Origin of the sequence: Bradyrhizobium sp. SMVTL-02 (assembly GCF_051853005.1) — a bacterium.
GTDB lineage: Bacteria > Pseudomonadota > Alphaproteobacteria > Rhizobiales > Xanthobacteraceae > Bradyrhizobium.
The window spans coordinates 3251870-3265100 of sequence record NZ_CP182469.1 but is presented as its reverse complement, the minus strand read 5'-3'; the positions used below and the strand labels follow the sequence as shown (position 1 = coordinate 3265100).

The following is a 13231-nucleotide window of genomic DNA, read 5'->3' as shown; positions in this document are numbered from 1 at the left end:
TCGCAACCCGCCAGATCAGCTTGACCCCGACCAGGTACACCTTGAGGTGACGCGGGATGCCCACCGCCCAAGTCATGGAGAGTCGAACCATCAACTAATGTAACGAACTTTCGTTCGAGATGACTAGTTAGCTCGCTCCCATGGCTTCCAGGCGCCTGCATGCTTATCGATGATGCTTCGCTTCCTCTGCCTCTACCGCTCCCGCAGCGCCTCCTGCTTGTATTTCGCCAGCGGCGAAAGAAGGTAGCTGATGATCCTGCGTGCGCCGGTCTTGATTTCCACCGTCACCGCCATGCCGGGGCCGAGTTTGACGAGCTTGTCTTCCACCTGCATATGTGTGCGGTCGAGTGAAATGCGCGCCGCATATTCCAGCTCCTGGCCTTTCGGTTCGCTGCTGCCTTGCACGGTCCCCAACGCGCGTTCGTTCGATCCACCCTGCCTGTCGCGCGTGATGGCATCCGTCGACACGGTGAGCACATCTCCAGACAGCAGCCCATATCGCGTGAAGTTGAACGTATCGACCTTGATCTCCGCCTTTTGTCCGGGATGAACGAAGCCAATATCGCGATTGGAGAGCATAGCCTCGATCTCGAGCTGGCTATCGGTCGGAACCACGATGGCCAGGGTCTGGGCCGGCGTCACCACGCCTCCCACCGTGTGAACGGCGAGTTGTTGCACCGTGCCGGCGACCGGCGCCGTCAGCTGCTGAAGTTTCGTCCGCCGCTCCGCCTTGACCACTTCCTGCGTCGCGCTTGCCGCCTTCTGCTCGGCCTTCGCAAGTGCGTCATAGGTGGTTCGGCGATACTCCGCGGCTGTCCTCTCCTTCGTTTCCTTCAGCAAGGCGATCGCGGCGTCGGCTTCGCGGAGCCGACTCTGCTGGAGGACCAGATCCTGTTGAAGGCCGACTAGGTCTTGATACTCGGAGAGATAGACAACCTTCGAGGCCAGGGCCTTGTCGACCAGATTCTTGCGAATGTCGACCCGCTCCTGGAGCACTGGTAACGTCGCCTGAAGCTTTGCCACGCTCGCCGAAGTGGTCGCCCGTTCCGCTTCCTTCTGGCCTTGCTGGCGCTCGATCTCCGCGAGCTTGGCGCTCTGTTCGGCGCGCTGGCTGATGAGAAATTGGCGGTGCATGTCGACCTCGGCTGCGCTTGCGCCTTGCGGCGGTCGGAAGGCGGCAAGCGGGTCGTCGGTGAGCGCCGCGCGCAACCGAGCGACGTCGAGTTCGGCGGCAACGAGATCGCTTCTCTGGCGCTCCTGATCGGCTTCCGTCATCGTCGGATCGAGCTCGATCAGAACGGCGCCGGCCTTGACGCTCTGCCCGTCGCGCACATGGATGGCGCGGACAACGCCCGTCTCGAACGGCTGGATCAGCTTGGTGCGGCCACCAGGCACGATCTTGCCGGTCGCGGTAGCGACGATGTCGACGCTACCAAGGGATGCCCACAGCAACGCGATGCAAAAAACTGCGATGATGCTCACCCCGATCGCGCGGCCGATCGGAGACGGCGGCGATTCAGCGATCTCGAGCGCCGCAGGCAGAAACGCAATCTCATGCTCGCGCCGTCGAACTTCGGCTCTCGGGAACGGAACGATATTTCGGCTAGCGGACGTCATGGATACCGGCCTGCAAGTAGTGGAGATTTGCGTAGCGTCCGTTCGAGCGGACCAACTCATCATGGCTGCCGTCCTCGACGATCCGGCCGTGCTCGAGCGTGATGATCCGGTTCGCGTTGCGCACGGTCGAGAGCCGATGAGCGATGACGAACACTGTTCGGCCCGCGGCAATCCGTTTCATGTTCTGCTGGATGGCCCGCTCGCTTTCGTAGTCCAGCGCACTGGTCGCCTCGTCGAGGATAAGGATGCGCGGGTTGGTGATCAGTGCGCGAGCGATCGCAACACGCTGGCGCTGCCCGCCGGATAAGGTGCTGCCGCGTTCGCCGACGACGGTGTCGTAGCCCTCCGGCAGCTCCAGGATGAAGTCGTGAGCGCCGGCGAGCGAAGCCGCTTCGATCACGCGATCCATGGGCATTGACGGGTCGGCGAGCGCGATGTTCTCGCGAATTGAGCGATTGAACAGCACGCTCTCCTGCAAAACCACGCCGATCTGGCGCCGAAGCCAAGTCAGGTCGACGGTCGCGAGATCAACGCCATCGACCAGGACGCGTCCGCTCTCCGGCACGTAGAAGCGCTGAATCAGCTTGCCGATGGTGCTCTTGCCCGAGCCCGAAGACCCAACGATACCGATGACCTGGCCAGGCTCGACGCTGAAGGACACATCGTGCAGCACCTCGGGGCCGTCGGCGCGATAGCGGAAGGTGGCGTGGTCGAACACGACCTTGCCGCGGATCGGCGGCAGCCCGGCGCGGGCCGAACTAAAGCTTGGCTCCGGAATGGTGTTGAGAATGTCCCCGAGGCGATCGACCGACAACCGCGCCTGATGGAAATCCTGCCAGATCTGCGCAAGCCGAAGCACCGGCATGCCGACCCGCACTGCCAGCATGTTGAACGCGACCAGTTCGCCGACCGTCAGGTCGCCGCCGATCACCAATCTGGCGCCGAAGTACAGCGTTGCGGCCGTGACCAGCTTGTTGATCATCTGGACCGCTTGGCTCGCCGTGTTGTTCAAGCTGAGAACACGAAAGCTCGCCCCAACATAGCCGGCAAGTTGCTCTTCCCAACGGCGTTGCATCTGCGGCTCGACCGCCATCGCCTTCAATGTCTCAACGCCCGTGACGCTCTCGACTAGGAAGGCCTGATTTTCCGATCCACGGTTGAACTTCTCATTGAGACGCCGACGAAACAGCGGCGCGGCGCCGGCAGAGATCCCGATGTAGAACGGGAACGAGGCCAGGACGATCCATGTCAGCGCCGTCGAATAGTAGAACATCACCGCAAGGAAGACCACCGTGAACAGGAGATCGACAACAAGGGTGAGCGCCGAGCTCGTAAGGAATTGACGGATGTTCTCGAGCTCGCGAACGCGCGCAACGGAGTCGCCGACGCGGCGTGTCTGGAAATACGCGATTGGCAGCGCCATCAGGTGACGGAACAGCCGTGCGCCGAGTTCGACGTCGATACGGTTCGTCGTGTGCGCGAACAAATAGACGCGCAATGTGCCGAGCACGGTCTCGAACAAGGTCAGCGCAACGAGGCCCGCGACCAGTACATCGAGCGTGCTGATGCTTCGATGCACCAGCACCTTGTCGATGACGACCTGGAAGAACAGCGGGGCTACGAGCGCGAAGATCTGAAGGAAGAACGAGGCGATCAGCACTTCGCCGAGAAGGCGGCGATACTTGTGAACCGCGCCGAGGAACCAGCCGATATCGAATCGTCTGGAGAGATCCATCAGGGACGCGCGTCGGGTCATCAGGATGATGTCGCCGTCCCAGATCGCCTCGAGTTCGGCATGGGTCATCGATTCAGGTCGGGAAGACAATGGACGCTGAACTAGAACCGTGTCGTCGACGATCTTGCCCAGGATCAGGAAGCTGCCATCGCGCAGCGCCGCGATCGCCGGCAACGGCGTGACGGCAAGCCTGCTCCAGTTCGACCGTTGTGCCCGGGCCTTGAGGCCGAATTCCCTGGTGCAACGCAGGATTTCGGTCACACCCACGCGCGAGGTGCCCATGCGATGCCGAATTTGCTCCGGGTCGGCCGCAACGCCATGGCAACGCAGCATTATCGCCATTGCGATGAGTCCCGACTCATCGCCGTCCACAGGCTCAGGACCTGGCTTCTGGGCGCGCGTATCGCGGCGCACGAAGGCATATGCCTGCATCAGGGCTTCTCCGGCACGGACAGCCACATCGCGACCGTGCGGGATCAGATCGGCAAACGCCTGACGCGCCCGGTCGGCAAGGCTTTGAGATCCGTTCAGGATCAGTCGGCCGTCCCAGATCTCTTCAAATTCCGCACGCGGCATCAACCTCGGCTGTGCCGCGGTCGGATGCAGCACAAGCGCGGCGTCCTTCTCGACCTTCCCGAGCAGCAGGAATCCGCCATCACGCAGCCCTGCGATTCCGGGAAGACCAATGCCTGCGAGCTGTTTCCAATGCGTCGTGCGCGAAGCGACCTTCAGTCCGAAATCGCGGGCGCAGCGAAGCATAGCACTGATGCCGATTGCGCTGTCTCCGCAACGGTCGCGGAGCTGGTCGGGCTCGGCGTTTACGCCATGAAGGCGCAGGAACAGAGACAGGGCTCGAAGCCCGAGGTCTCCGGCATGGGCATTTCCATTCTGGATCGCCATCTTATACTCAACCTTTCGCGGCTACCGGCCGCGTATGATGTTCCTTCTCATGCATTCCAAAACATTGCGGGTGCCGCACCCAGGCGCTGGGCCTGGGTGCGGCTCGGCCTTAGTGTTGCGGCCTGGCCAGCAACGCGTCGTACCCCCAGCCGGTCGCTTGCGATACAGCCGCGACGATCTGACCGGAATCCACCCGGCCGGTGTGAGCGGCCAGGCACTGGTTCAGCAGCGCAAAGCTCTGGCTTGCCAACGACGCCATCGCGCTCCCGGTGTCAGACGGATGATCTGCCGCCATGACCGGATGGGCAGCGGACGTCGCCAGGCTGCTGGCGGCCGGATCAAAATGCTGCTGGAGCAGCGCAAAGCCCCGGTTTGCCAGCCATCCCGTGTTTGCAGCGGCCACCTGCGGATGATCCGTCGGCTCGAGGCTCTGCGAGGTCGTCGAGGTCACGGCCGTCGTGGCGGCGGCCGGCTGATGATCCATCCCAGTGTGATGGCCGTGCAATGACGTCGTCGTGGTCGCGTCCGTCGCAGGTCGGGGGTCCGTCACGGTGATGGTCTGCGGCGAAGAGCTTGCAACCGCACCGGTTGACGGATCCGTCGCGCTTGCCGTCAACGTAAGGGCCGCAACCGGATGGCCGCCGCCCCTGTACGTCGAGGTCAGCGTCAGCCCGCTGTTGACCTGCGCGGCCGCCAACGTGATGTCACTTCCGCGGAATGTTTGGCCATCGAGGTTGTCAGTGATCGATTCATACCGCGGCAATCCCGTGATGTGCAGAGCCACGCGGTCGTTGGAATCGGTCGTCGTCACCTTGGTCCCGAGATCGACGGTACCACCTCGACCCGCCACCCAGAGCGAGTCATTTGCAACGGTGAGGACAGGCTTCGTCACGGAGGGGGGCGGCGACGTTGCTGGGCTGGTCGGCGTGGTCGTCGGGGCTGTCGGGGCCGTCGGGGTCGATCCTGGAGCGGTGGGGGCCGACGCGGCTCCCGTGGTTATCTGCAGATTTCTGTAATCGACTGCCATCGTCTGACTGGATGCCGAGCGATAGACGCCCTCCTTCCAATAAGTCCCGAGACCGTTCCCGATTGGACCGTGATAATCGACGATCTGAGCGCCGTTGCGCCAGACTTCGAGAAATCCGCTGCCGTCATTCGCGAATTTCACCTGGACTTGCATCGAATAGTATTGGCCGCGCACAATCGGGTTCGGATCGGTATAAAGATACACCGGATTGCCGGTGCCGATGTCGATCGCCATGTGGTCGCCGTTCACCAGCTCGACGGCGAACGGCGGCGAACCAGTGAGGCTGTTTTCATGCATCTGGCCTAGGACGGTGAACTTCCCGGGACCAGTCGCATCGTCCACAGGTCCAGGCTCGACCATGAAGTCATATGACAGGTTGATCTGGGTGCCCGGCGCATAGATGGTGCTCCCGGCAATTTCACTGCGCTGCGAACCGTTCCAATAGTCACCGGCCTGCAACTGAAACCGCAGTGTATTGGAATCAGGTTCGCTCAGACTGTAGCTCTGGTTCGCGTTCTGGACCGTATAATTGCTGCCATCGATCGTGACCGTGCCGTCGTTGGTCCGTGTGAAAGACGTGATCGTCATTATTTTCGAGTCTCCGTAGATGTACTGAATCGTCTTGTGCTCATCTCATCCAGTGAGACGACAAGCATCGACGATCCCATTGGCCCGGTTCGATCCGAATGGTTCAGCGTGGTAGCTATGCCAGTAGGATGCCGAACGCCGTGCCGACGACGTTTCCCTCAAAGGCTTGAGGGGTGCCCCTTAGGTGCTGGAAGTGCCATTCCATAGTCCTTCTTGAGGTTGAAATAGGAATTCCACTGCCGCGCTGCGAGAAGCCGCGCGATATACCGCGCGCTCGCAGCACAGACTGCGAGCGGATGTCAAAGCAGTTGGGAATTTTGGATTGCTTGCCCCCCGACTGCTGCGTCGGTGGTTAATAATTAAAAATGGCGAAAAAACTTTCAAAATGTGATTTATACACCTGTATGTAGCACCCAAACGCTCACATATTCGCCCGCGCACGCTTGATTTTATCGATCACAACACGCCGGCCGGCCTTCGGATCTCATTACCTCCACAAACAGAGTGCGCTTTGGCCGGCCTCGTCGACGAGCTTCGGCAACAGCACTCGCGGCACTCGGCTGCGAAAAGTCGCGACTGGGATGAAGTGCGAACGGCAGGTAATCACTCGCAAACAGCCAGGTCGCGAAATCTAACGGACAGGCGAGAGGGTCACGCTTGCTGTCATCGCCAGGCGATCGCCGCCATTCATCAGCGAGGGACCGACATCGGGGCCGCCGTGATCTTCAAGCCTCGAAAACACACGGCAATGGTTTCCCGAGCTGACGAGCGATAGATCCCTTGCTTCCAATACGTTTGAGCACCGGTTCCGATTGGCCCGTGATAGTGGACGATTTGAACGCCATCCCGCCAGACCTGGAGAACTCCATCGCGGGTGCTGTCGAACTTCACCCGAACTTGCATGGAATAGTAACGGCCGCGCTGAATCGGGTCCGGGTCAACGTATAGGTATACGGGAATGCCAGTCCCGATGTCGATCGCCATGTGATCGCCGTTCACCAGTTCAACCGCGAATGGGGGAGACTTGTTTACATTGAATTCGTGCATTTGGCCGAAAACCAGAAAACGCCCGGGGCCGCTCGCAGAATTCCTCGGCCCAGGTTCAACCATGAAGTCGTAAGCGATCCCGATCTGCGCACCGGGCGGGTACAGTTTCTGTCCAGCAATTTCACTGCGTTCAACGCCCACCGGGTCGGCCCAGTCTGAGGAAACCCAACGGTCTCCAGAGCGCACCTCGAACCGGAGTGTGTCAGCATCAAGGGAGTTCACGCTCCAGCTCCGATCCGCGCTTTGGGTCGTGTAGACGTTGTTATCGATACTCGTCGTAGAACCGTTGGCCGGAAACGGCCGTACGATCTCGGCTGAATGATCGCTCGTCTCGTTGACCATATTTACTGCGCCGTTCGCGGCCGTCGTGGCTACCGGAGCCAAGGGATACGACATTCCATGGTGCAGCACGAGGAAACCGAAGGCGAGTGGCCCGAAACTCTGCAACATCACCTCCACGAGAAGGCATTACCCCTTGCGCAAGCAGTCGACCGACGGTGAGCGATGATGGCGCTCTCGTACACCGCTGAGGTCTGTCGAGCGATCCGGTCCCAGCTCAATTCAGTGCTTCCATAGGCGCTTGCTCCCGCAGTTAGGCTCTTACGCAACTCGTCGCTCACCATCAGCCGCGACATCGCCTCGGCCAATGCTTCTGCATCGTTAGGGGGAACCAATAAACCATTGTATCCATCGCAAATCACGTCTGGCAGACCGCCGACCCTTGTCGAAATGACAGGTCGTCCGAATCCGAAGGCCATCGCAGCAACGCCGCTCTGCGTGGCGTCAGTGTACGGGAGCACGATCGCACTCGATCGCGCGAACAAATCTGGGATCTCGTCTGCATCGAACCGCCGGTCCACCAGCTCAACCCATGGCATTTCACCGATTTGCGCTCGATGGCGTTCGAGATCCGAACCCGTGCCGGCGACAATCAAGCGAGGCCACAATCCTCTTTCGACCAGCAACTCTCCCGCCGCGAGAAAATACCCGAGGCCCTTATAGGATTCGATGCGCCCGAAAAAGAGGAACGTCGACGGCTCCGAGAGCGCGTCTGGAACGATGCTGCCAAGAACGCCGTGCGGCACCGAAGCAAGCCGCGGACCGAGGGAAGGCTCTCTTTCTTGCCACTCGTTCCGCAACCTGTCTCCGTGAACAATCAGACGATCCGCATGATCCCGCAATCGTGTGCGGCATGTAATCGCTGCTGCGGCCCTTCGATCAAGAAGTCCGCTGTGCGGCAAGGGATCGTGTGCCGTGAGCACCAGGGGTATCGAATACCGAAGGACGTCATTCGCCCAGGTCGGAATGCATTTATATATCTCCTGAACATGGATCACATCTGGCCGGAAGCTTCGCAACGTCCACACGAGCTTGACCAGTTCAATTGGTGCATTGAGCCGCCGCTGACGGGGAAACCAGCGAACCAGCCCGCCTTCTATGATTGCGTCGCGCAGAGCGCTTGAAAGCTCGTATCGAGCATTGGTGGAATCCAGAATGAGCATGACGTCGTGATGTCGGCTCAGCGCCATCGCGAGGCGCGACGAATATTCCGCGTAATGCAATGATACGAGCGCAACTCTCATCTTACGATCCTGACCAATCCGCGAAATGGTCCGAAGAGGGCGAAAATGTAGTCTCGGTCCTGATCGGTAATCAGCAGACGCCATGCAGTGCCTCCAAAAAGCACCAGGAACACGGCTGCTTCAGCTACCGTGAACGCTAAGGTCCGGTGATCAACCGGTTGCAGCAAGAGCCACACGGCACCGGCCGTCATGACCGCCAATACGGTCGTAGCCGCCACAGATACTCCGATAATCCGAATTCTGAACATCCTGAGAACGACGGCATAACGGACCACATTTATCGTCGACATGGTCGCGAAGCTTGCCAGCGCAGCACCTAATTGTCCAAACATCGGGACCAGCACCCCGCACAAAATGACCGACAGCAGAAATCCGCAGCCCAAAAGCATGGTCTCCCGAGCGTGCCATCCGGTCATAGAAAGGGCGAACCCGCTGTATCCGAATATCGTCTGCAGGAAAATTCTTGCGCTGACGAGGGCGACCACACGAGCATCCACTTCGAAGGTGGGCCCCAGCACCAGATCGATGCGATCGCCCCAAAACAGAATAGCGGCGAATATCGGAGCCGAAAGCAGCGTCATTCGACGAATATTTTCGGCAAGAAGATGCTCCATCCCGGGGAAGTCATTATTCCGATAACGGAGCGCAACACGAGGCCCAAGAGTTTGCCCCAAAGCCTCCCCAACGAGACCGATCAGCTGCGCGATCATCAGGATGGCCGCATATTGGCCGACATCCCTCGCACTCCCAAAATAACCAAGAAAAAGGGAATCGGCGCTCCGGATCCAAACGACGAAAACGAGTGAAGCGCCCAGGTACGGCGCGTATAGAAGAACCGATCGGATCTCCGTCCAGTCCAGACGATCATCGCTGCCGGTCATGTCCCTGCGGGCGAGAATGGCCAGCACTGCCCAGGAAATAACGTATGAGGCAGACGTTGCGACGACGACCGCCCATAACCGGTATCCAAGAACAAACAACAGTCCCATAATTATGAATCGGACGGTGGGCTGCACCACGAAGTTTGCCAGCATGAAAGGCGCGGGATTCAACACACCCCGATAAGCCCCGCCCAACACCGCGATGTCCGTTGCAAAAGGAAGCGCTATTAGCGTTGCGAGAAGGACATCTGCGAAGTCTGGATAGCGGTAGATCGTCTCCTCGACGTAGCTGCTGAGACCAGTCGCTGCCAGTAAAGGCGGAATAACTGCAAGGCCGAAGGTGACGAGCCGGAAGAATCTCAGTTGCCGTAGTCGCGCGGCAAGATGTTCCGATGCCGATCCCAAATGACGTTGCATAGCGACATCGAGGCCGAGGGGACTAACAATGCTGCAGCTTTCCAGCACGCTGCGAGCAACGTTTATCATGCCGTACTGGGTCGCTCCGATAACCCGAGCGATCACGATACCAGCGGCGAAACCCACGACTTTCGCGTACATCATGGCGGCGGCGTTGAGGGGGGCTCCCTTCATAAAGGGGATCCTCCGCCCCTCGGGGGGACTCGGTAACTGGGAGAGCGCACAAATTCCCGCCGGGGCACAGTGCTGCGGGAGCCGAGCGGCGAGCAGCGAGGACGATTCCGTCGGCGGCGTGCCTGCAAACAATTGCTGACACGAGTCGACCGATTAGGGTTCGCGGACCAGCCGGCGCCTTCCGCGACCGGCCTGCGCGCGTTGACGATTGCACTCACCGCCCCGTCTCGGATGTCTGCACGACGCCTATCCGGCGTCGCCAGTCGACCGGGTCGACGGTCAGGCGAAATCCGGTTTGCACCGTATTCTCTCGGATCGTGGCCGATCGCGCGCACCAAAGAAAAACGTCTCCCGGTCATCAGAATTGCGATCTGAAGATAGGTTGGCGCGCCGTCCAATCGCAAGGGAAGTCCCGGGTCGATATAGGTAACCCGAAAGGGTAACACCGCTTGCCGTCCTCTTGGTATCGATCGCAAGTTCATTATGGCAGTATCTGCTAAGGCCGTGGAGCTAACCAAAACCGCGTACACGAGCTCAGCTGCATGGCGGGTCTTGTGGAGGCGAAATGAGGCAACTCGTAAAAGACGGAATCCTGTACGGCATCCATTGGACTGGGTTCATGCCGGTACTCCGCCGACTATTCGCCGGTCGGGCGGTCATAGTGATGTTCCATGAAATACAGCGGGATTTCCGGAAAGAGCTAATGACCGGCACGTCGGTTGATCTCTTCCAGCATTCGCTTGAATGGCTGCAACGTCAGGGATGGCACATCGTCAGCCTTGATCAGTGTTTGCAGGCGTTGGCGCGAAACGAGCCGAACTCGCCGAGATACGCAGTCGTAACGTTTGACGACGGATATCGAGACGTCCGTTCTGTCGCGCTTCCGCTCCTGGAGCGTAACAAAACACCATTCACGGTCTACGTCCCATCGGGCGCCCCAACTCGCACCATGAAGACGTGGTGGCTCGGGCTGCGAGAAGTCTTTCGCCGAGAGAACCGCGTCGCGATCGATCCGATGGAGGCGGAGTTCGATTGTCCGAACTTTCTCACCAAGACCGCCGGGTTGAAGACAGCAATCCAGTGGGTTCACGAGGACTACCGCCGCGCCTCACTGCTCGAACGCACCTTCCATAAATACGGGATCTCGCTGCCCGCGTTGAACGATGCATATTTTATGGACGAGCAGGAGCTGCAAGACCTTGCACGCCATCCTCTGGCGTCAATCGGCGCGCACACCGCGTCGCACGCAGCGCTCGCAACGCTCGACCCCGCCTCCGCGCGAGCCGAGCTGGAAGACAATCGCAAATACCTGGAGACCCTCATCGAAAGGCCTGTTCGCCACCTGGCTTTTCCGTATGGTGGCGCGCGCGCATGCGGGCCCCGCGAATATCAACTTGCCGAACGAGTCGGTTTTTCAACGGCGGTGACGACGCGAAAAGGCCACCTGGGAGACGGGCCCCTCAATCGTTTCGCGTTACCCCGCATAGGCGTCGGCTGTCACTTGGAGGCGCGAATCTCTTTTGAGGCCAACTTAAACGGCGTGCACGAGGCTGGCGCCCGCCTCGGTGCACTGAGGTAGTCTCGTGCCGGGATGGTCTGACGGAGGACGGAGATCGACTTGACTGGGGACACTAGGGACCGCGATGATCAAATTCTGTCGACAACTACAGCACCCGCCGCGTCGTCCTCCGCTGGACGAGGAGACCTGAAGATAGCGCCGGGGCGGGTCAATGTTGAGGCGCTCAGATGGCAGGACGATCGTGCCCACCCCTGCAGCCCCGGAAAGTGTCAAACGATGCGCATCATGTTCGTGCTGAACGTCGCTCAGCCCGGTGGCGGCGCAGAGAATCATACGTTCCACTTGGCGAATACTCTGGCGTCGCAAGGTCACCTCTGCACAATCGTAAGTCTCAAAGAGGAGCCAGGGACGCCGTTCAGGTCCGATGTGATATCCGTCTCCACTTGCGATGGCAACAAGCTCTACAACATCGGAACGATGAGAAAAGTGTCGCGGCTCATTCGCACACAGCGTCCCGATATTGTCGTTGCAGTGAACCAACGGCCGCTACTATTCGGACTCATTTCGCAGAGATTGGCACCATCAGGGGCCAAACTCGTTTCCATATTCCACTCGTCCTATCTTTTCCGCCTCAAAGATCGCGTTCTGAACACGCTCTATAAGCCGCTTTTCGCGAGGGCAGACGCTCTGATCTACGTTTCGCAGAATCAACGCAGACTTTGGGAAGAGCGCGGCTACCGTTCCGATCATGCGACGGTTATTCACAACGGCATAGACCTGTCGCGGTTTTCGCCTCGCTCGACGCAGCAATGGAGAGATCAGACTCGGTCGGCTATGGGGTTCGGGCCGCTCGATTACGTGATCGGCATGTGCGCGCGGTTTCGTCCAGAAAAGAATCACCATCAGCTGGTTGACGCAATACGTATGCTTCGCAGCCGAGGAATTCCAGCGAAGGCGGTTCTTGTTGGATCCGGTGCCACGCAGCGCGACGTTGAGGAATATACGAAGTCACGTGGACTGGCGGAGCACGTCGTCTTTGCCGGGCTGCAGGAAGATGTGCGGCCGTATGTCAGCGCGTTCGACGTTGGCGTCCTTTGCAGTCTCGGGGAAACCCTGCCTCTGGCGCCTTTGGAGATGATGGCGCTCGGCATCCCTGTCGTCATCAGCAATGTTGGTGGGGCTGCCGAGATTGTGCGTCACGGAGAGACAGGGTTCCTGTTTCCGGTCGGGGATACCGACGATTTTGTGGATTCACTAGCGACGTTGTTCGATCCCGAGAAACGGAAGGCGTTTGGGATTGCAGCAACGAGGTTTGTTGCGACGAACTTCGCAGCCGATCGTATGGTCGAAGGCTACAAGGAGGTCTTCCAAGACCTTCTGGGCCGCCAGTAATTATGCACGTATCGTTTTGAGGGCCTTCGGAGCGGAAGACGTCGCCGCCTAGGCTAAGCCTCTCGCCGAAGGCTGGTTCGCAGGATCTCCTAGTCCGTCTCTCTGGCAGATCTCCCGGCGCTATGTCCCTCGAGCTGCCGTCCCCTGTCGATGACGGCGCACCGTCCATAAGCTTAAGCCACAGGCACGACCGAGTTGGGTAATCCCAATTGGCAGACCCACGCGGCGAGTTTTGCAACTATTGTACGTGGACCTTCCACTTCCCCTCCAGATGTTTCGAAAACAGGGTCCCGCGGGGGCAGCGTGGATGTGTTCAAGGAAAGGCACGGGCGCAGGCCTCATGATCGCCTC

General features: G+C 59.7%; 8 protein-coding genes. 2 read left to right on the top strand and 6 right to left on the bottom strand.

All coding sequences use genetic code 11. The features are described from left to right. Positions 1-192: 192 nt before the first annotated feature. The 6 genes from ACNJYB_RS15095 to ACNJYB_RS15070 form a co-directional block, all read right to left on the bottom strand. On the bottom strand, positions 193-1617 hold the full coding sequence (locus tag ACNJYB_RS15095; RefSeq protein WP_439375562.1) for an HlyD family type I secretion periplasmic adaptor subunit: 1425 nt from the start codon (positions 1615-1617) through the stop codon (positions 193-195). Next, a complete protein-coding gene (locus ACNJYB_RS15090) occupies positions 1604-4252 on the bottom strand; it encodes a type I secretion system permease/ATPase (protein ID WP_439374665.1) in 2649 nt (882 codons plus the stop codon). The genes ACNJYB_RS15095 and ACNJYB_RS15090 overlap by 14 nt, the downstream gene beginning before the upstream one ends. 109 nt (positions 4253-4361) lie before the next feature. Beyond that, positions 4362-5867: a heparin lyase I family protein gene (locus tag ACNJYB_RS15085; protein ID WP_439374664.1), complete on the bottom strand. Its 1506-nt coding sequence runs from the start codon at positions 5865-5867 to the stop codon at positions 4362-4364. Between the two features lie 690 nt (positions 5868-6557). Then, positions 6558-7364 (bottom strand): heparin lyase I family protein, encoded by an 807-nt coding sequence (locus ACNJYB_RS15080; RefSeq protein WP_439374663.1) that lies wholly within the window; start codon positions 7362-7364, stop codon positions 6558-6560. Beyond that, positions 7364-8497: a glycosyltransferase family 4 protein gene (locus ACNJYB_RS15075; protein ID WP_439374662.1), complete on the bottom strand. Its 1134-nt coding sequence runs from the start codon at positions 8495-8497 to the stop codon at positions 7364-7366. Before ACNJYB_RS15075 ends, ACNJYB_RS15080 begins: the two co-directional genes overlap by 1 nt. Continuing rightward, complete coding sequence (locus ACNJYB_RS15070) at positions 8494-9969, bottom strand: oligosaccharide flippase family protein (RefSeq protein WP_439374661.1); 1476 nt, start codon at positions 9967-9969, stop codon at positions 8494-8496. Before ACNJYB_RS15070 ends, ACNJYB_RS15075 begins: the two co-directional genes overlap by 4 nt. Positions 9970-10672: 703 nt before the next feature. Between ACNJYB_RS15070 and ACNJYB_RS15065 the strand changes: the two genes are divergently transcribed. Both ACNJYB_RS15065 and ACNJYB_RS15060 read left to right on the top strand, forming a co-directional pair. Next, positions 10673-11548 carry a polysaccharide deacetylase family protein gene (locus ACNJYB_RS15065; protein ID WP_439374660.1) on the top strand — a complete coding sequence of 292 codons (876 nt, stop codon included), beginning with the start codon at positions 10673-10675 and terminating at the stop codon, positions 11546-11548. A gap of 216 nt (positions 11549-11764) precedes the next feature. Further along, complete coding sequence (locus ACNJYB_RS15060; protein ID WP_439374659.1) at positions 11765-12880, top strand: glycosyltransferase family 4 protein; 1116 nt, start codon at positions 11765-11767, stop codon at positions 12878-12880. Positions 12881-13231 lie beyond the last annotated feature (351 nt).

Bases quoted from the DNA above. Each gene is read 5' to 3' on its own strand.
- ACNJYB_RS15095 (WP_439375562.1), bottom strand. From the start codon at position 1,617: ATGACGTCCGCTAGCCGAAATATCGTTCCGTTCCCGAGAGCCGAAGTT.
- ACNJYB_RS15090 (WP_439374665.1), bottom strand. From the start codon at position 4,252: ATGGCGATCCAGAATGGAAATGCCCATGCCGGAGACCTCGGGCTTCGA.
- ACNJYB_RS15085 (WP_439374664.1), bottom strand. From the start codon at position 5,867: ATGACGATCACGTCTTTCACACGGACCAACGACGGCACGGTCACGATC.
- ACNJYB_RS15080 (WP_439374663.1), bottom strand. From the start codon at position 7,364: ATGTTGCAGAGTTTCGGGCCACTCGCCTTCGGTTTCCTCGTGCTGCAC.
- ACNJYB_RS15075 (WP_439374662.1), bottom strand. From the start codon at position 8,497: ATGAGAGTTGCGCTCGTATCATTGCATTACGCGGAATATTCGTCGCGC.
- ACNJYB_RS15070 (WP_439374661.1), bottom strand. From the start codon at position 9,969: ATGAAGGGAGCCCCCCTCAACGCCGCCGCCATGATGTACGCGAAAGTC.
- ACNJYB_RS15065 (WP_439374660.1), top strand. From the start codon at position 10,673: ATGACCGGCACGTCGGTTGATCTCTTCCAGCATTCGCTTGAATGGCTG.
- ACNJYB_RS15060 (WP_439374659.1), top strand. From the start codon at position 11,765: ATGCGCATCATGTTCGTGCTGAACGTCGCTCAGCCCGGTGGCGGCGCA.